Genomic DNA, 18031 nt, shown 5'->3' with positions numbered 1-18031 from the left:
GACAAATGAATTCATTGTTAGCCTGTCATGTAGCTGAGCCTGCTCCGATGGGGAGTTACCGGCCGGAAGAAGTAACGTTTTTACTCAAGGATCTGTCGCAGTATGCCATTGAGGACGTGTATGAATATACGCCGCCAAAAGCATATATGGACCTGTTTTATTCTACATTGAAGGAGCAAGCCCGCAAGGTTGCATTAACGGTAGGCATTGTATCCGAGTTGATCTACGCAAGGCACGGCGAGCGAACGGTACTCGCTTCGATCCGGCGCGATGGTACCCCAATCGGGGTGCTCATCAAACGGTATCTGCAACTCGTCCATGATGTGGATCTGCCCCACTATAGCTTTTCCATTCTAAGGCCGCATGTTGATCAAAATGCACTGATCTACATGCTGCAGCGTCATCCGGATTATCATATCCAATTTATCGATAGTTGGACGGGCAAAGGGGCTACTCGCCGGGTGTTGACCGATGTGGTTAAATCCTTCAATGCCACTTACGGCACAAATTTGCAGGATGATATTGCCGTTCTGGCCGATATCGGCCATTGTTCCTCGACATTTGGCACTCGGGACGACTTTTTGATCCCGAGCGCGCTGCTGAATGCGCATGTGAATGGCTTGATCAGCAAGTCGGTAATGCAGGAAGATTTGATCGGGCCGGGCGATTTCCATGGTGCGAGATATTATCGGGAGTGGGCCGAGGACGATGTTTCGCATGTTTTCGTCGATACGATCGCAGCGGAATTTGCTCACATCACTGAAGAGGCAAGACGCCAGGCGGAAGCGTGGATCGCCAATCCGCAATACATGAAAGAAACATGGCAGGGACTGCATAATTTACAGGAGCTGATGCGCCAATACGGTATCGATGACAACACATTCCTCAAACCAGGTGTCGGCGAAACGACCCGTGTTTTATTGATCCAATCGCCTTGGAAAGTGCTCGTGAAACGACCGGACGATCCTTATATCCGGCATATTCTGCATCTGGCGGCCGAGCGCGGCGTTCCGGTCGAGGTCGACCCTGACCTGACATTCGCCTGCTGTGCAATCATCAAACCGGAGGCAGGCGTATGAGAACGTCACAAAGAACACGGATTCTGGTGGAAGGGGATCGCGACTTGCTGATTCAATTCGCCACGCAGGTCGAAGAGCGGTACCCCATACGGATTGAAAAGCCGCCGATGAAAAGTCTGGCAATGTCGAAAGCCCGGGATTTGGTTACCCGGCATCCGTTTTACCTGGGCGAGGTGCTGCTGACGGAATGCACCGTTTCCATCGAGAATCGTTACGGCTTTGGTACGATGATCGGGGAAGATCTGGACAAGGCATACGCGCTGGCGGTCGTGGATGCGGCTTATCGCGCCCGGCTGCCGATCACGTCGGCATGGAGCGATGCCCTGCTGGAAGAAGAACGAAGAATCGAACGCAGACACCAGGAACAATTGGCCGCTTCCCTGCGGACGAAAGTCGACTTCGCCACCAAGGAGGAGAATACGAATGACAAATGATGATCGGCACATCGACGAAGGATTCGATTCTGTTCACGATACTATAGGGGTGTACCGAATTTTACTGCAAGCGATGGCTCGGCCGGGTACGGTCGGATCGATACGGGAGCAAGCCGGCCAATTGCCATTGCCGGCGTTCGCAGACCGGACGGGACTCGCGATTGCCCTGACGCTGCTGGATGGCACAGTTCGCTTCGCGTCTCGCCTGAAGACCGGGGAAGCGCTCGTTACCGCAATTCGGGGCCAGACGATGAGCCGGCCGACCGATCCGGCAGGGGCGGACTATGTATTCGCCGACGGGGATCTGGGCGAAGCGGAAATCCGCACGATCACCGGGCAGCTTCGTTGCGGCACGCTGCCGGAACCCGAACTTGGCGCTACGCTGATCGTCCAGGTGAACGAACTGTCGGAGGCCCCCGTCGATCAGGCGATGTGGATCGCGGCGGGGCCGGGCATTAATGACCAGGTCGGCTTCGATGCGGCGGGACTTTCACCCATCTGGATGGTGGAGAGGAAGCGGCTGAACGCCGAATATCCGCTCGGGATTGATCTGATTGCCTATGACCGGCACGGACATATTTTGGCGCTGCCACGAACGACCAAGATCAAGGAGGAGAACCAGGAATGGGCTATGTCACTGTAACCGGCGGGAGAGAGGCGATCGAACAAGCGGCTCGTCTCGTCCAGTATTACCGCTTGAAGGACGCCAATGAGCCGCTTGATAGTCAGCAACTTGTCGGGCAGTTCCGGCTGCTGATCGACCGGGTGATGAGCGAAGGCGGATTATACGCGCCGGAATTCGCCGCGATCGCCCTGAAGCAGGCCGAAGGCGATCCGTACGAAGCGGCTTTCCTGCTGCGTTCGTATCGATCGACACTGCAGCGCAACCATACGACACTGACGCTTGATACGGACCGGATGCGCATCATTCGCCGCATCTCCGCGTCCTTCCGCGACATTCCGGGCGGGCAAATCCTCGGTCCGACGCGTGACTACACGCATCGTCTGCTCGATGTTCAGCTTCGCGAGGAGGGGAGCGAAACGATTGATGCTTTCCTGCGGGAGTTTCAAGAAGAGCTGTCCGCACCGGCGGAATCCGCCTCCTTCGAGCGTATTCTGGAGCGGCTGCGGCAGGAAGGTTGGGTAGCGTCCCTAGAAGAGGTGGACGAAGCGACGGAAGAGGAGCCTTTCGACATTACACGGGACAACATCCACTTCCCGTCCGTCCGCTCCGCTCGTCTGCAGGCACTCACGCGGGGCGAAACCGGCGTGTTGGTCTCGCTGGCTTATAGCAACTTGCGCGGCTTCGGCACCGCCCATGCGACGATCGGGGAGACGCGGGTCGGCTACGTGCCGGCTTATCTTCCCCACCCGTATGCGGAGGAGGAGGAGGAAGACGAAGACGGCGTGTACATCGGCGAGCTGCTGCTGACAGAGGTGGAGACCGTCAATTCGTTCCATCAGGACCCGGCTTCCGGCCAGATCGTCCTGGAAACGGGGTTCGGGCTCTGCTTCGGCCATAACGAGCAGAAAGCGATCGCGATGGCCATCCTGGAGTATAGCTTGGAGAAAGGTGGAACGGCCCCGTCTGAAGACGAAGAGTTTGTACTTAAGCATATCGACGGGCTGGACTCTGGCGGTATCATCTACCATCTGAACATGCCGCATTATGTCGGCTTTCAAACGAAGCTGGAACAAGTGGAACGCGTCAGGGAAAAAATGCAAGCCAAGGAGGCAGAGACGATTGCAACAGATGACAAGCAGGAGGTTTAGCGATCAGACGTACAACTTTGCCTTTCTCGACGAAGGCTCGAAACGTGAAATCCGCCGCAAAACGTTAAAGGCGATTGCTCTCCCGGGGCATCAGGTACCGTTCGCTTCTCGGGATTTGCCGATCGCCAAAGGCTACGGAACGGGTGGCCTGCAACTGACGCTCGCCCATCTGGGCCGTCACGATGTGCTGAAGGTGATCGATCAGGGAAGCGATGACAGTGTCAACGCCGTTAACATTCGCCGCCTCGTGGAGCATACGGCCGGGATCGAGACGACGGAAGATACCGCGCTTGCCACGCTGATCCAAAGCCGGCACCGCATCCCGGAGGAACCGTTGCGGGAAGATCAGCTCCTCATTTTGCAGACACCGAAGCCGGAGCCGCTGAGCAGAGTGGAGCCGCGGGAAGAAGTGACCCGGCGCCAGCAGGCTTCCCGCGACTACAGCTCGATGTGGCTGCGGCTGTACGAGCAGATCGTGCGCTGGGGGACAATTACGATCACGATGGATTATCCGGTGATGGTGCATGACCGTTACCTGATGTCTCCTAGTCCGATTCCGTGTCAAGATACGCCTAAATTGCATCACGCCGAGCATTTGACGATCTTCGGCGCCGGACGGGAAAAGAAAATTTATGCGGTTCCTCCCTATACCGACGTCGTGCCGATTCAATTCGAGGATTATCCTTTTGAGGCAGACACGGAGCGCGGTTATACGTGCCGATGGTGCGGAAGCAGCCATACGCTCATGGATGAGGTGATCGACGAGGCGACGGGAGCCAAACAGCACCAATGCTCCGACACGAATTATTGCCGCAAACAACGCGAACGCGGGATAGCGAAGGGGGTGCTGAAATGACCGTGCAAGCGATACATTCGGAATCATCATCAGCGTTTTTCGATAAGGCCGATCAGCCGTTGATGGTGGTGAAGGGATTAAGCAAAAATTACGGGAACAGTGTGGGTTGTGCCGACATCGACTTCGAGCTGTATCCGGGCGAAATTCTCGGTATTGTGGGCGAAAGTGGTTCGGGCAAAAGCACGCTCATTCGCTGCCTGAATTTCGATGAACCGGCAACGACCGGGGAAATGTACTTGTCCACTTATTACGAGGGCTCACGCAATTTGCTGCAGGAGTCCGATCAAAGCAAGCGATATATTCGCGATCATCTGCTCGGTATGGTGTACCAAAATCCGCATTTGGGTTTGAAAATGGCGATTTCCAGCAGTGGCAATATCGCCGAAAAATTGTTGGCGGCGGACTGCTACCATGTCGGGACCATTCGTAAACGGGCGGCGGAATTGCTCGGCAGAATGGAAATTGTGCCAGCTCGGATGGACGAGCCGCCGAAGCAATTCAGCGGCGGTATGCAGCAGCGGGTGCAGATCGCCAAGGCGCTCGCGAATCGTCCGCCGTTGCTCCTGCTCGATGAAGTGACGACCGGGCTTGATCTTTCCGTACAAGCGAAAGTACTCGATCTGATCCGGGAACTTCAGCGTGAGCTTCAGGTCGCGATGCTGGTTGTATCGCACGATTTCGGGGTGATCCGCATGCTAGCGGATCGGACGCTCGTCATGCGGCAGGGCCGCATCATCGAGCAAGGTCTGACGGACCAGGTGTTGGAAGACCCGCAGCATCCGTATACGCAGCTGCTGGTGCATTCCGCACTTTAAGAGGTAGTTCAAAAAGTCATCTTTCCAAGACGAAGGGGTTCAATGAAGAGGACTCGACGTCGAATCTTGAATTCAGCCGGGCCTTCCGTTGCTCACGTACCCAGAACGTACGCTCCGCTACTCAGTCCCTAGCTTCATCTAACCTTCTCGGTCCTGAAAATCTGACTTTTTGAACTCGCACTTTAAGGAAGGGACTGATTCTTATGTTAAACGTGCAATCACTGTCAAAATCATTCACGCTCTCTCTCCATGAAAGGATGACGGTAGCGCCCGTGCGGGAATTGTCTTTTTCCGTTGCCGAGGGTGAATTTCTCGGTATTAAGGGAACGAGCGGTGTCGGAAAATCCTCGATTCTCAAATGCATCTACCGTACTTATTTGCCATCAAGCGGAGCTATTCTGTTCCGCTCCTCCCGCTACGGGGAGATCGATCTGGCTCAGGCGTCCGAGCGGATCGTGAGCCGACTTCGGCAAGAAGAGATCGGATACGTCTCCCAGTTCTTGCGGGTTATCCCGCGTATTCCGACACTGGATATCGTTGCTGAACGGGCGCTGCTTGCCGGACAGGCGGAAGAGACGGCGCACCGGCAAGCCGAAGAATTGCTGGCCGCGCTGAACATTCCGCGTTCACTGTGGCGGGCGTATCCAACCACTTTCAGTGGCGGAGAGCAGCAGCGGGTCAACCTGGCGCGAGCTTTGATCGTTCGGCCCCGGTTGCTGATTTTGGACGAACCTACCGCTTCTCTCGACCCTCGCTCCAAGGCGAACGTGATTTCTCTTTTGCAGGAAATGAAAAAACAGGGGACGACGATGATCGGTGTGTTTCACGACCTGGATATGATGCAACAAATAGCCGATCAGGTGCTGGACCTGCAACCAACTCTAACAACCTCCTGACGGGAGATAAGCGATAAAGGAGCGATTGACGATGGAATTGAAGATATTGGGACACTGGGCAGGAGCACCTATGGAAGGAGGGGCGACTTCGTCGTATTTGATTGCCGATGGGGATACACGATTACTGCTGGATTGTGGCTCCGGGGCATTGTCCTTGCTGCAGAAGTCCAATTTGGCCCAGCAGCTCGACGGCATCGTAATCTCTCATATGCACGCGGACCATTACCTGGATCTGGTGCCATACACTTCCCTCTGCTTCCTGACACAATTGCAAGGAAAGCCGTGGAAGAAGATCAAACTGTACGTGCCGGAAGCAAACGGGAAGCAGGTGCTGGCGGACGTCGATCAACTGCTGTTCGGCAATCGCGACCGCTTCGGCATGACGTTCGATGTTATTGCCTATAAGCCGGAGGACGCCTTAGACATCGGCACCTTACGTGTTACGTTTCAGCAGACGCGGCATCCCGGTCCCTGCTATTCGCCGCGCGTGACGAATGGGACGAAAACGCTGGTATATACGGCGGATACGGGCTATTATGACGAATTGATCACGCATGCGCAGCATGCCGACTTGCTCATTTGCGAATCCACTTTTGCTTATGAGAACGACATGACGACGGACCACGGGCATTTGACTGGTACGCAAGCCGGGCAGATCGCTGCCCAAGCTTCTGTCCATCGGCTGATTTTGACCCACTTCGGCACGAGCCGGGCAGACCAGGCACGCAATTGGACAAGCGCCAAAGCCGCATTTCCTGGTGCGGTCGATCTGGCTTCCACAGAGGCAGTCTACTTAATTTGATACGGAAAACGAAGGCTTCGACAGTGATCCGTAAGCGGGTACGAATGGAAAAGTGGCAAAAGGCGATGTGGGTTTTAGGAATCGGTCTGTTTTTATGCGGCGCCAGCTATACGATGGTCGTATCGTTCTTGCCATTATTTCTGTTCGATCTGGGAGTGCCGGCGGACCAGCTCGACGGTTGGTCGGGCGTTGTCTATGCGGCTGCCTTTTTGGTCAGCGCACTTATGGCTCCACTATGGGGATCGCTTGCCGACCGCTTCGGCAGGAGAAAGATGGTCATTCGGGCCGGTATCAGTCTCGCGGTCGTGTACAGTTTGATGGCTTTCGTCCAATCGCCATGGCAATTGGTTGCGGTCAGGCTGCTGCACGGATGTGTCGGCGGATTCGTACCGGCTTCTATGGCGATTGTCGCCTCGGCCGTACCACGGGAACGGATGGGATGGAGCCTAGGCTTGATGCAGGCGGGGGCAATGGCGGGAAGCGTTTGTGGACCATTGCTGGGCGGCGCGTTATCCGCCATCTTCGGGATGAGAACTTCATTTCTTGTTTCCGCATTGCTCATCTTTGCCGCAACGGTTGCCGTATGGTTCGGCGTAATGGAAGAAAGCCGACCAAACCCCGATTCTGCCTTCCGTGTTGTCGGGGATCTGAAGGCCGTAGTGCATAACCGATCGCTGCTGCTGGCGCTCGGGTTGATGCTCGTCCTGCATTGCAGCCTCAATATGATGCAGCCATTGCTTTCCCTCCATATTGCGCATCTGCAGGGAAATCTGGAAGGTGTTGTGCTTACTTCAGGCTTCATTTTGTTTTTGATCGGGATCGCGGAAATGATCGCTCCCCCTTGGTGGGGGCGTGCAGGCGAGCGTTTCGGAGTCGAACGAATTTTGACCGTTTGCCTGCTGCTATCCGGGGGTGTCGCCATTCTGCAATTCACTGTCCATGCCTTATGGTTATTCGTTGCGGTGCAATTCCTCTTCGGCTTGTTCGTAGCCGGCATCGCGCCTTCCGCCAGCATCATGATTGTGCGCAGCTCCAGTACAACGTTTCAGGGACGGGCGTTTGGCTTGACGACCAGCGCCAATCAGCTTGGCGCAATGTTCGGCGCTTTGCTTGGCGGTATCATCGGGGGACTGTTCCAAACCCAATGGATTTTTCTCGTGGCGGGAGTACTCCTGATCGTAACGGGTATACTCCTGCCGAAGAGAAGCACGAACGAAAATAGTTTCATAGAGCAACGGAATTAATAGAGAAAGAAGTCGATTTGATGATGTACACATGGAATGAACATAAGGCAGCGATGGTCGAACTGCATTGCCACACGAAAATCTCGGACAATTCGTTCACAACCGAGGAAGTCATTCGGATGGCCAAGGAGGCGGGCGTGACGCATCTGGCGATTACGAACCACGATACGACGATGGGCTTGCGGGAAGCGATGGCGCTGGGCGAACAGTACGGAGTAGAGGTTATTCCCGGCATCGAGATTTCGGCCTATGATTACAAACGCGGGAGACGCTCACATTTTCTTGGCTTCTACGTGGAGCCGAATCATGCGGCGATAGAAGAACTGTGTGCGCCGCTGCGGGTGTCCCGGCATGAGGCGTGTCGGGTGATGGTCGAGCGGATTCGGGAAGTGGGATACAACATCGACTGGGGGCAGGTGCAGTCGTATGCCCAAGGCGGGACGGGCGTATACAAGCAGCACATCATGCACGCCCTAATCGACCGCGGCTACACCGACTCGATCTACAGCCCGCTGTACAAGATGTTATTTGCCCGCGGCGGTGATGGCAAGGAGCCGGGCATCGCATATGTGCCACTGACCTATGTCGATGCGTTCGATGCGATCCGCACGATTCTCGCCGCAGGCGGTGTCCCAGTGCTGGCGCATCCGGGACAGATGGATAATTATGATGCGGTGCCGGAATGGGCGGAGGCCGGGCTGATGGGCATCGAGGTCAAACATCCGGACCACAGCGCGATAGATGAGGCTAGAGCGCGGGCACTGGCTCATGAGTATGGGTTGATCATGACGGGCGGGTCGGATTTCCACGGCTTCTACGGGAATAAGCCGAGTCCGCTGGGTTCGCAGAGTCTAGGTATTCAATGCGTTGATGCGATAAAAGAGAAAAAGCTGCATCGCAAATAACCTATCTATTCCGAACCAAAAGAGTTGCTAAAGTGCTAACAACACTAGCAACGGCAACCAACAGAAATGGAGTATGTAGCGTGTTGCCCCCAATGAAACCGGACACTGCCCTGAACTCATGGGGGTGTCCGGTTTTCGTGTGAGAGAGATATCGAGGAGAAAATGATGACTGAACCCATACATGTTTTGCTCGTATCTGATCAGGGTACTTGTTTGAACGAAATAGCCGCTTTTCTGGAAACACAACCGGATCTCATCGTATACGTCGCAACCAACTGTGAGGAAGCAAAACGGATACTGCTGCAGGAGTCGCTCGTTATGGGGTACTCAGTTTCGAATTGGTTCCGCCTTTCTATGTGAGCTTGGATATGGCGATGGAACTACTGGCGATTAGGCCTATCTGGCTCATTTTGCTAACTGCGAATCGACGAGAGGGAAGCGATTCTCGATGCTTTTACGATCTGCGTGCTGAACATCGTAGATAAAGCCGGCTACAAGGACATACCGAATGCCATCCGGGAAGCGTATCGGAATTAAGTTTCGATCCACCCGTCCGCCACGGCGCTGCTTTGGCAGGAAGTAAGCCGTCTACGACAATCAGAACTACAACGGATGCTGACTCCCTCCGAAAAGCAAGTTGGACCTATATTTTAATCGGTACAATAGCCGTATTGGCGGGGGGATGGGTCGGCCTGAGCTTCTTTCGAAAGTTGTCGCAAGAGGGGCTAAAGTCGGTCATTGTTACGGTTACCGTAATTGCGGGGATAAACGTCTTGATATTTTCCTGACAAAGGAGGTTGAGGAAAATCAAATGACAATAGTCGATCTGCACTGCCACACCAAAATCTCAGACAACTCCTTCACAAACGAGAAAGTCATATCCTTCAACGATACTCATTTCATGACGGGCCTGGTATTAGAACTACCGTTTTTTTTCAAAGGGTGTCCGCTAAGATGTATGCATCTTGCTCTACAGGGAGATGGCTTGACAGCCACCACCATGCGCTTAAAAAGTCGTCTAATTGGCGGCTTTTTTGTTTTAACGATATAAGTTCTTGTCCAAATACAAGGACAAGAACTTTATTCATATACGATTAGATGAATGTCTAGTGTGATTCAGCATCATTCGAACGTAAACGCAACAGAGCAATCGAGCAGCAAGGGGCAGCTTGCCTCTGATCTCTGCTGGCCGGACATCGCGATCGGAGCAAAAGCTGACGCTCCCCTTTCTGGCCCCCTACACGTGAGCGGGTCACCGACACAATCAATAACAGTCCTTCGATTGAATATGTCCTTTCGTATAATTGACTTAAGTTTAAAAGTAAATCTATACTTTATATGAACTATTGTTCAATAAAATATTGGAGGGATCCTTCATGCGTTTGAAAGGGAAAGTTGCGGTTGTTACTGGCTCAGCATCGGGAATGGGGAAAGCGATTGCAGAATTATTCGCAGGGGAAGGTGCAAGTGTTGTGGTTTCAGACCTGAACATTGAAGCTGCGCAAGTGGTTGCAGCAGGAATTAAAACAGCTGGCGGAACTGCAATCGCAGTAAAAACCAATGTGGCTGATCTGAATGATATTAACACTATGATTGATACAGCCGTCAACGAATTCGGCACACTCGATATTTTGGTTAATAATGCCGGCATTATGGATAACATGGCGCCTGTAGGAGATGTTGACGACGAGAGATGGGATCTTATATTCGATATTAATACCAAAGGTGTTATGCGTGCAATCCGCAAAGCGATTCCGATCTTTTTGAATAAGGGAAATGGCGTGATTATAAATACGGCGTCTACGGGCGGCTTCAGTGGTGCGCATGCGGGCGCAGCTTATACCGCTTCGAAGCATGCGGTGATTGGTATTACGAAAAACACGGGTTTCATGTACGCTCAAAAAGGTATTCGATGCAATGCTATTGCGCCAGGTGCGACAGCTACAAACATTACTTCAACGATTCATAACCTGAATGAGTTTGGTACTTCCCGAACGAAGGTTACACAAGGCGTAATTCCTCGTGTAGGACAAGCGGGAGAAATCGCAAAAGTAGCTTTGTTCCTGGCTTCAGACGAATCAAGCTTTGTAAACGGCGCTGTGATAACCGCCGACGCCGGTTGGACGGCAGGTTTCTAATCTACTTTTTGTGAGTACACACAACTTTATTTGTTTTCTTATCTGGCTTCCGCATATATAGGGTCCTTGCAACTTTGGATACAACGTAATTTCGATCTATCACCCAGTGAAATGTATGACTTTGCAGGCAACCTCATTCAGCCAGAATATACGTTTATAAAGGGGGGTTTTTCCATTATAAACGATTATAATTGGCGCAACACCTTTTTAAACGCTTGGGGGAATTGATGAAGACGTTGGCAAGAGAATATGGCAAGGGAGAGTTTCTACCAAAGATCAAAACGAGGATCGCCAGATTTCAGCTCTACGCGAGCAGGGGATTCCAGTCGAGTGCATGTTTATTGATTAAGCCAGTGGCAAAAATTTCGACTGTCCAGAATACCAGCTCTTAAAACGGGTGCTGCGGGAAGCCGATACGTTATTTGTAAAGTCAATCAATCACTTCGGGCGGAACAAGCAAGAAATATTGTGTGTAGAACTTTTGACCCATAAAGCGATTGCGCTATTGTTCTACTGATGGTAATTTTACTGGTGAACCGAAGTCAGAAACATGCGATACCCGGAAACAGACCTATCCTATATTTTTCTGCATACCTATGAGCCTCATTAATGGAGTAGGCTGGGCGGAACCATTCTGAGCGGATGGACGCTCCGCAAGCTGCGGCAGGCCGGATACAAAATGTTTTAAGGCAACCCAAAAGCGCAAGCCGACAGGGGAGATATCCCTGGCGGCTCGCGCCTTTTTTGCGCTGGTCGTTATTCCTTTTGTCCCATTTTCCACTTCTGGTATTCGAGGAAGTCCTTGAACTCTTTTTTGCTGACGCCCGAAGCCATCGCTTCCTGCACCAGTTCCCACCATTCCGGGTCAAGCAAGTCCTCCGCAGGACGGTCGCCGTACAAGAGCAGGTGGATCGAAACGTTTAAAGCATCGGCAATTTTCTCGATGAAGGAAATGGAAGGATTCGATTGAATATTTCGTTCGACATTGCTCAGGTAGGATTTTGCCACATCCGCTTTATCCGCAAGCTCGGACAAGGAATACCCCCGATCCTGGCGGATTTTTTGGATGCGGTCGCCAATACGTTCTGCCATGTAGCGATCGCCCTTCTATCAGAATAATTTGATGCCATTATATCAAAATATACGTGATAGGACAAAGGCGTATAGTCCGAATTTCGTTAAATAAAGAACACCTTATCCCAGGACCGGGGTAAGGTGTTCTGCTTCGATATGACGGCTGAATTATTTGGCTTCTCCTGCGCCTTGCTTCGCTTCGAATGTCCATTTCAGGTTCAAAGCGTCACCTTGGAACTCGTTTTGATCCTGACCGTTATCCTTGAATTCGAACTTGACGATCAAGTCGTCGGTATCGCCGGCTTTCAGGCCCCCGTGCTCTTCGAACCAGGCCACCCATTTGTTCTCCACGGCGTCAGGGGCTAGACTTTGCAGATCATACAGCGAGGTTTGGTAAATGACGGTATCCTGTTTGTCGATGTTCTTCAAAAATCTAACGATGACGTGTTTGCCGAAGTCATCCACGTTTTCAGGGGCGCCCGACTTATTCGTAACTGTATAGGTCGTTTTCAGTAATACCTTGGCGATGTCGAGCGTACCTTCGTTTTTCAGTTTGAACGTGCGGATTGCGAAATCCCCCGGTTTGAGGGTGCCCACGTCAATGATCGCCGTCGGATCGGCGTTGAGATCCAAGGTGCCTGCGGCGAACGTGCCGGTCGTTTCCACGGAATCGCTAAAGTAAGCGAACGTGCCTCCGCCGATCAAACTCAATCCAAGCGCTGCAGCTGCTACTCCTAAACCCAAGGTCTTTTTGATACCCATACAAAATACCTCCCTAATTTTAAATGATTTTTTTTTTATATTGCACCCTTATGAAGTCATAAGGAGAACAACCGAAAGTTAGAAACAAGCGATTTAGTGTGTTATGGGGCCTTGGTGTCAGGTTGGGATGTGTTCGGGTCCGACTTCTTGTCTTCCAGCGTCGAAATGGTTTTCCATAAGGACGCTAAGGCATACAAGAACAAAAGGACCCCCGGGATGATCAACAGTGTGACGTTACCCAATTTCGTTCCGGCGAAGTTGAGAACGTATCCTGCGTAAGGGACGGTAAAGCCGGTGTAAACACCGGTGACATTGGCCGGATCAACCGGCTCCAGGTCGGCGGCATCGTTGTTGTCTCCCTTGGTCTGGTAAAGGATCTGACCGGTTAGCTCATTGCGGGTTACTTTGACGATTCGGTGGGTAATCAGCTTCTTGTCGTCCGCCCGGAAGGTGATGACATCGCCGGCGGTAAATCGGGTCATGTCGCCTCCGGGCTTAATGGCCACGATGGAACCGGTAAGTATGGAGGGCTCCATCGAGCCGGACAACACCGTTTTCAGCTGATAACCGTAGAAATTCGGTGCGCTGCCGGACATTTTCGACATGACGACGGAGCCGGCCACGGTAATAAAGGCAGCCGCCATCAGAAACGTCAGCGCATTTCCCAACCATTTTCGAATCCGCATAACTCATTCACCGCCTTTCGGATCATTTGCGGAAGAGGGGGCGGCATCGGCATCGGCGGATTCTCCAGCGGAGGAGGAATTTTCGCCCGCGTCGTCGTCGCCATCCGCAGGAGTCCGTACATCCCCGCCGCCCGTCTCGCCAACCGTCGAGTTCTCCCCATCGGCAGGCGTTTCACTCTTTGCTGGTTGTTCGTCTCCCGGCGGAGGCGTTTCGCCGTCGTTCGGGTTCTCGGCCTCGTCCGGGGCTGCCGTTTCATCCTTTCCGGCTTGCTCTTCTTGTTTGGCTTGCTTTTCCCGCAGCTTCTTCAGCCGTTTGATTTCCGCCGGCCGCTGCGATTTCGCCTCCGTCAACAGTTGCGCTCTCTGCGCCTCCAGACTGGAGATGTCGGCGGTCAGACCTGCTATGGCCGACTGCAGGGAGGCCTGCACGCTTTCAAAGTAAGTGAGCAGCACTCCTCCGACGGGGTCTCCATCGACAGCGATCCGGCCGTCGAAAGGTTGGGCGGAGGCAAAGGCTGCATAGCTATCGGCCTCAAAGCTGTCGGACGTCATCAATCCTAAATGATGGACGGAACGCAAGTAGTTCAGGATCTCTTGCAGCGTCCCGCTTAGTGGATCGGAAAGCAATCCGTGCCGCTTCAAAAGGTCGGTGATGCGGTCCAGCAGCGTCGTTTGCGACAGTTTGGCGCAATTCGGCTCCAGACCGTTCAGCGAGGTTAGCAGTTCATGAATCAGCGCGGAGGCGGCGGTAAGTTCCTGAAGCAGTTCCTGCCAAATGGACTGATTCAAGGCCTTTTGCTGCTCCAACTGCTGAATCATGGCGTTCAATTCACCGATTCGCTCCGACAGGTCGGCCGCCTCCAACCGGCTGCTGACCTTGAAACCGCTTGCACCTTCGCCGCTGGCATAAAGCGAATCGGTAGCGCCCATCAATCTTCCTTTTAATGAAGCGGCCCGTTCGAGGTGTTCGGCCAACAGCGAAAGTTGGCTTTCGATTTGACTGGGGAATACCCGGCAAGCCTTAATTTCCAAATTATCCTCGCGTACGCTGGTGTATCCTCCGAAGGTGGTGCCGACTTGCTGGGAGGTCCACAATAGCAAGGTAGAAAGGATCAATCCGGATTGCAGCGATTTAACCATAGTTTGTTTCTTTCGTTTTTTGCGCAGTTTGCGGATCACGTCAGTTCGGGATCTTCGCAGAAAAGGTCTCTCCTTTCTAAGCAGATTTTCGTCTGTTCGTTGATTTGTTCGTTATTAAGAACAAATTCCACGACTCAAATATACACGAAATCCTAGAAGAAAGGAAAACCGGAGAACCATCGAAAAATTCTCAATAAAGAACGAAAATCTTGAGTTTTCTTGATATTTCGGCCGTTTACGTTTATTTTTCATGAATTTCGTTCTTTTTTAAGAACGGAATTCTGTTTTGTGGCTGCATCAATTTTTCTTACTGTAATCGACAATAAATGTAATATATAAACAAAAAGGTCTAACTTCTCCCACGAAATCTGCTTGCTTGGTCTACGCGGAGCGACATACTTTTCAAATCGGGGACATTATAATTAGTACCAAGGAAGCTTTCCGGCTGAAAGCCCGTTATCCATTGGCAAACTGTAGCACCAGTAAAGGGTAAACCTGCCCGAAAAGCAGGGGCACAAAGTCCCAGATCTAAGGTAGAGATACTAGGATGGCTGGTCTGCCCGGGACAAGCCCCAATAATGATCTTAGGAGGGGATTGTTGTTGAAAAAGTCCGCCCAGGTTATTGTTCGTGATCGGTATCCCGAGGAAGTCGACCCTGAATGGGAGGCTCTGCTCGCTATGGCCAAGGAGGCGGGGATATCCATCGAGGAGGTTCGGCGCTTTTTGTCGGGAGAACGATCATCAAATTATGCACAATGGCATTTACATAATAAATAGCTGGAAAAGGGAACTGGAGAATCATCTTGAACGGAAGTGGAACGATTCTTTTTTTCGGCGATTTTTCTTCGGAGGCAAAAAGGGGCGTAAAACGCGGCGCCAGCGCGGTGTGAGGGGAAAAACGGCGATTTTTGTATGACAAAGGCAATCAGGGGGCAAAAAAAGACAGTCCCTAAATGTGCTGGGACTATCCTTATTCATGTAGCAATTGTTTTTAAGTAATCTTTTATATTTGGCTGCTACATTAACTTTTTTATTTGATCTTTTAAAGGTCGGTTGATTCCATTTTCGTCATACGACTCAACGTTCTTCCAATTCACAACGAAGAACGATCAGTTTTGAAGAACCCTTCTACATATATGAAATGTTCCAAGTTATGTGGAAAAATATAACTGGCCGTGGGCGTATGGACCATAATTATGTTTCAGCCAAAGCATGGCTTGGGGCCGGAAGCCCGTGATGAGGAACAGGCAGAGCAACTGCAAAATGCCAAAAAAGCTTACTATAATCACATTTACGAGAGCACCCACCTCAAAAAAGCCCTGATCTTCACAAATAGCCGCTCAGATGCAGAATTGACAACTCCGGAAATGAGAAGGGTCGCTGAGCGACGCCATCAACCAGATGTGTTCTATGACCATCACGGGAGTATATCGGTAATGCTTCGAGAGGAGGCGGAGAAAGCTCTGAAAAGCGGTTCGGGACCTGCTGTAGCTGCCGCAACGCTAACATTGGAGTTGGGTATTGATTTAGGTGAATTGGAGCGAATAGGTGCTCCTTACAGTACATCCAGCTTTGTGCAGCGGCTTGGCCGCTTCCTGCTCAAATTCCGTAGACCTTGCTGCGGGCGATTGCCGTCGTCGAGCTGTATGCTCGGCATAAGTGGGTAGATAAAGTTTTCGCCATTAAGCTTGCGCTGCATGTATGGCTAACAGGCAGCATGCATTAATTGTTAATTTACAAAAAACGGGGATCCAGCTGCCAGTACCATTTACTCAACGCGACAAGAATCAATGCTAGAATTTAAAATCCCCTTGTGTATAGATGTTTCAATGTGTATAATGTGCTTATTAAAGTTGCATTTAGAATTGAGAAGGGGGGAGAATATTGAGTAGAGCGTCTCGGGGTGTTCACATTGGTCCCCCTCGTCTAAAAATAGCGATTCAGGCCATTGTTTGGCTAGCCAAAAGTGGCAACATGATAAGCAGTGCGATGATAGCGAGTCAAGTCGATTCGCATGCCACCTTTATTCGCAGAGTTATGCAGTCATTGAACAATGCCGGTATTGTTGAATCAAAAGGCGGACGGGAGGGTGGATATTTTTTAAGAAAATCTTCAGCAGAGATTACAATAGGCGATATATACGAAGCAATAAGTAGTGTTTCCAATGATGCCGAAATTAAAGTGGATTGTGATTGCGGAGAAGCCGGAGAACAGTTAGATGTTGAACAGTTTGATGTTGAACTTGAAAAGATTCTCCAGGAAGCCGAATTAAAGACAATTGAGTATTTGCGAAGTTACACGATTGCTCAATTAATGGATCGAGTCCAATTCCTTTAAAGAACAATAAAGCCCGATAGCTAACACTAAGTTGCATATGATCCTGCGACTTTTTATTAGAATAAATTGTGCTTAATACAAGCACATAAAATGAAAGGAGCCTCCATGAATATTACTTTATTTGGTGCAAGTGGAGCTATTGGCAAGATCATGCTCGAACACGGCTAAGTGATAAAGAATACCGCATACGTTAGAAGTCCAGATCGCATTGAAATGTCAAAATCCGAATTAGAAGGTTATCGTCGGAGAGCTAAATAATCAAGCTTTAGTTCATCAAGCTATTGATCATAATAATAAAAGGAACTCCAATAGCAGATGGGCATGAAACGATTATAAATGCTATGCAGAAGCTAAATAAGAAGAGTGTTATTGTTTAGATTTAGACTGAGATAATAATGTTGCAGACTGAAATAAAAGAGCATTAGACTTGTGTGACGGAGCTAAAATTAGTGGCAGTTTTGACTAATGATCTGCACATTAATTCTTTGTAACATTACTATAATTCACTTTAAAATAGCGAATGGCGGATAGGAGGAAAACAAATGGTTAAAGGTTATTGGGTCGTAGGCATTGATGTCCACGATCAGGAAAAATTTCAAGCATACGTGGCAGCTACTCCTGAGATTCTGAAGAAGTATAGTGCTCGCCTTCTGGCGGGTGGGGACAATCATTTGGTACCAGAAGGGAGTGCCCGATCCCGGAATATGATTATTGAGTTCCCTTCCTATCAATCTGCACTTGACTGTTGGAACTCAACAGAGTATCAGCAAGCAATCAAACTCAGACTTCATGCATCAAAAATTGATCTTGTTATTATTGAGGGATTTAAGGGACCACAACCTTCTTAGTCCACCAATGTATTCAACTAACGGAGAAGTTTGCTGAGTGGTACTGTCGGCCACATATCCATATTAGTTCGAGTACAAGATGGATGGCTGCTTCTTGCATCGGATGCAGGTTATTCCGCGAAATCATGGAATGAACTTGTAATACCAGGTGTCACATATAACAAAGAGCAGGCTCTTGAGTCTCTAAGGTGGATTCAAGAGTTTTCGAAAAGAAACGATTGCGTGGGTCTGTCAATAATTT

At 51.0% G+C, this 18031-nt stretch carries 18 protein-coding genes, 1 pseudogene and 1 riboswitch; of the genes and pseudogenes, 15 read left to right on the top strand and 4 right to left on the bottom strand.

Annotation, left to right across the window (positions count from 1 at the left end):
• Positions 1-5: 5 nt before the first annotated feature.
• The 11 genes from HPL003_RS20935 (at position 6) to HPL003_RS20875 (ending at position 10942) form a co-directional block, all read left to right on the top strand.
• On the top strand, positions 6-1079 hold the full coding sequence (locus HPL003_RS20935) for a cysteine protease StiP family protein (protein WP_014281758.1): 1074 nt from the start codon (positions 6-8) through the stop codon (positions 1077-1079).
• The gene (gene phnG / locus HPL003_RS20930; protein ID WP_014281757.1) at positions 1076-1513 is read left to right on the top strand and encodes a phosphonate C-P lyase system protein PhnG; all 438 of its coding nucleotides are present in this window, start codon (positions 1076-1078) and stop codon (positions 1511-1513) included. The genes HPL003_RS20935 and phnG overlap by 4 nt, the downstream gene beginning before the upstream one ends.
• Positions 1503-2156, top strand: a complete 654-nt coding sequence (phnH, locus tag HPL003_RS20925; protein WP_014281756.1) for a phosphonate C-P lyase system protein PhnH — start codon at positions 1503-1505, stop codon at positions 2154-2156. The genes phnG and phnH overlap by 11 nt, the downstream gene beginning before the upstream one ends.
• Positions 2138-3286, top strand: a complete 1149-nt coding sequence (locus HPL003_RS20920; protein ID WP_014281755.1) for a carbon-phosphorus lyase complex subunit PhnI — start codon at positions 2138-2140, stop codon at positions 3284-3286. Before phnH ends, HPL003_RS20920 begins: the two co-directional genes overlap by 19 nt.
• A complete protein-coding gene (locus HPL003_RS20915) occupies positions 3267-4142 on the top strand; it encodes an alpha-D-ribose 1-methylphosphonate 5-phosphate C-P-lyase PhnJ (protein ID WP_043922843.1) in 876 nt (291 codons plus the stop codon). Before HPL003_RS20920 ends, HPL003_RS20915 begins: the two co-directional genes overlap by 20 nt.
• Complete coding sequence (locus tag HPL003_RS20910) at positions 4139-4957, top strand: ATP-binding cassette domain-containing protein (RefSeq protein WP_014281753.1); 819 nt, start codon at positions 4139-4141, stop codon at positions 4955-4957. The genes HPL003_RS20915 and HPL003_RS20910 overlap by 4 nt, the downstream gene beginning before the upstream one ends.
• A 203-nt stretch (positions 4958-5160) precedes the next feature.
• On the top strand, positions 5161-5853 hold the full coding sequence (gene phnL, locus HPL003_RS20905; RefSeq protein WP_043922476.1) for a phosphonate C-P lyase system protein PhnL: 693 nt from the start codon (positions 5161-5163) through the stop codon (positions 5851-5853).
• Positions 5854-5884: 31 nt separating this feature from the next.
• Positions 5885-6655, top strand: a complete 771-nt coding sequence (locus HPL003_RS20900) for an MBL fold metallo-hydrolase (RefSeq protein WP_014281751.1) — start codon at positions 5885-5887, stop codon at positions 6653-6655.
• Positions 6652-7899 (top strand): MFS transporter, encoded by a 1248-nt coding sequence (locus HPL003_RS20895; protein WP_014281750.1) that lies wholly within the window; start codon positions 6652-6654, stop codon positions 7897-7899. The genes HPL003_RS20900 and HPL003_RS20895 overlap by 4 nt, the downstream gene beginning before the upstream one ends.
• Positions 7900-7919: 20 nt before the next feature.
• Positions 7920-8804, top strand: coding sequence for a PHP domain-containing protein (locus HPL003_RS20890; protein WP_014281749.1), 885 nt, complete (start codon positions 7920-7922; stop codon positions 8802-8804).
• A 1376-nt stretch (positions 8805-10180) separates the two neighbouring features.
• Positions 10181-10942, top strand: a complete 762-nt coding sequence (locus HPL003_RS20875) for an SDR family oxidoreductase (protein WP_014281746.1) — start codon at positions 10181-10183, stop codon at positions 10940-10942.
• 756 nt (positions 10943-11698) lie between these two features.
• Here HPL003_RS20875 and HPL003_RS20870 read toward each other — a convergent pair.
• The 4 genes from HPL003_RS20870 to HPL003_RS20855 all read right to left on the bottom strand — a co-directional run bounded on the left by HPL003_RS20870 (position 11699) and on the right by HPL003_RS20855 (position 14643).
• Positions 11699-12034 (bottom strand): helix-turn-helix domain-containing protein, encoded by a 336-nt coding sequence (locus HPL003_RS20870; protein ID WP_010344939.1) that lies wholly within the window; start codon positions 12032-12034, stop codon positions 11699-11701.
• Positions 12035-12184: 150 nt separating this feature from the next.
• Complete coding sequence (locus HPL003_RS20865; protein ID WP_014281745.1) at positions 12185-12778, bottom strand: TasA family protein; 594 nt, start codon at positions 12776-12778, stop codon at positions 12185-12187.
• 101 nt (positions 12779-12879) lie between these two features.
• On the bottom strand, positions 12880-13464 hold the full coding sequence (gene sipW / locus HPL003_RS20860) for a signal peptidase I SipW (RefSeq protein WP_014281744.1): 585 nt from the start codon (positions 13462-13464) through the stop codon (positions 12880-12882).
• Between the two features lie 3 nt (positions 13465-13467).
• Entirely contained in the window at positions 13468-14643 is a 1176-nt protein-coding gene (locus tag HPL003_RS20855) for an ICP22 family protein (RefSeq protein ID WP_148267415.1), read from the bottom strand.
• A gap of 439 nt (positions 14644-15082) precedes the next feature.
• A riboswitch (cyclic di-GMP riboswitch) is annotated at positions 15083-15168 on the top strand.
• Between the two features lie 37 nt (positions 15169-15205).
• Here HPL003_RS20855 and HPL003_RS27885 point away from each other — a divergent pair.
• The 4 genes and pseudogenes from HPL003_RS27885 (at position 15206) to HPL003_RS20840 (ending at position 17790) form a co-directional block, all read left to right on the top strand.
• Complete coding sequence (locus HPL003_RS27885; protein ID WP_014281742.1) at positions 15206-15382, top strand: anti-repressor SinI family protein; 177 nt, start codon at positions 15206-15208, stop codon at positions 15380-15382.
• Positions 15383-15825: 443 nt separating this feature from the next.
• A pseudogene (locus tag HPL003_RS20850) lies at positions 15826-16197 on the top strand (helicase-related protein); the annotation flags it as partial.
• A gap of 292 nt (positions 16198-16489) precedes the next feature.
• Complete coding sequence (locus HPL003_RS20845; RefSeq protein ID WP_014281740.1) at positions 16490-16942, top strand: RrF2 family transcriptional regulator; 453 nt, start codon at positions 16490-16492, stop codon at positions 16940-16942.
• Positions 16943-17484: 542 nt separating this feature from the next.
• Positions 17485-17790 carry a DUF1330 domain-containing protein gene (locus HPL003_RS20840; protein WP_014281739.1) on the top strand — a complete coding sequence of 102 codons (306 nt, stop codon included), beginning with the start codon at positions 17485-17487 and terminating at the stop codon, positions 17788-17790.
• The last annotated feature ends 241 nt before the right edge of the window (positions 17791-18031 follow it).

It is taken from the genome of Paenibacillus terrae HPL-003 (genome assembly GCF_000235585.1).
Lineage (GTDB): Bacteria > Bacillota > Bacilli > Paenibacillales > Paenibacillaceae > Paenibacillus > Paenibacillus terrae_B.
This window is presented reverse-complemented; position numbering and strand designations above follow the sequence as displayed.

Bases quoted from the DNA above. Each gene is read 5' to 3' on its own strand.
- HPL003_RS20935 (WP_014281758.1), top strand. From the start codon at position 6: ATGAATTCATTGTTAGCCTGTCATGTAGCTGAGCCTGCTCCGATGGGG.
- phnG (WP_014281757.1), top strand. From the start codon at position 1,076: ATGAGAACGTCACAAAGAACACGGATTCTGGTGGAAGGGGATCGCGAC.
- phnH (WP_014281756.1), top strand. From the start codon at position 1,503: ATGACAAATGATGATCGGCACATCGACGAAGGATTCGATTCTGTTCAC.
- HPL003_RS20920 (WP_014281755.1), top strand. From the start codon at position 2,138: ATGGGCTATGTCACTGTAACCGGCGGGAGAGAGGCGATCGAACAAGCG.
- HPL003_RS20915 (WP_043922843.1), top strand. From the start codon at position 3,267: ATGACAAGCAGGAGGTTTAGCGATCAGACGTACAACTTTGCCTTTCTC.
- HPL003_RS20910 (WP_014281753.1), top strand. From the start codon at position 4,139: ATGACCGTGCAAGCGATACATTCGGAATCATCATCAGCGTTTTTCGAT.
- phnL (WP_043922476.1), top strand. From the start codon at position 5,161: ATGTTAAACGTGCAATCACTGTCAAAATCATTCACGCTCTCTCTCCAT.
- HPL003_RS20900 (WP_014281751.1), top strand. From the start codon at position 5,885: ATGGAATTGAAGATATTGGGACACTGGGCAGGAGCACCTATGGAAGGA.
- HPL003_RS20890 (WP_014281749.1), top strand. From the start codon at position 7,920: ATGATGTACACATGGAATGAACATAAGGCAGCGATGGTCGAACTGCAT.
- HPL003_RS20875 (WP_014281746.1), top strand. From the start codon at position 10,181: ATGCGTTTGAAAGGGAAAGTTGCGGTTGTTACTGGCTCAGCATCGGGA.
- HPL003_RS20870 (WP_010344939.1), bottom strand. From the start codon at position 12,034: ATGGCAGAACGTATTGGCGACCGCATCCAAAAAATCCGCCAGGATCGG.
- HPL003_RS20865 (WP_014281745.1), bottom strand. From the start codon at position 12,778: ATGGGTATCAAAAAGACCTTGGGTTTAGGAGTAGCAGCTGCAGCGCTT.
- sipW (WP_014281744.1), bottom strand. From the start codon at position 13,464: ATGCGGATTCGAAAATGGTTGGGAAATGCGCTGACGTTTCTGATGGCG.
- HPL003_RS20840 (WP_014281739.1), top strand. From the start codon at position 17,485: ATGGTTAAAGGTTATTGGGTCGTAGGCATTGATGTCCACGATCAGGAA.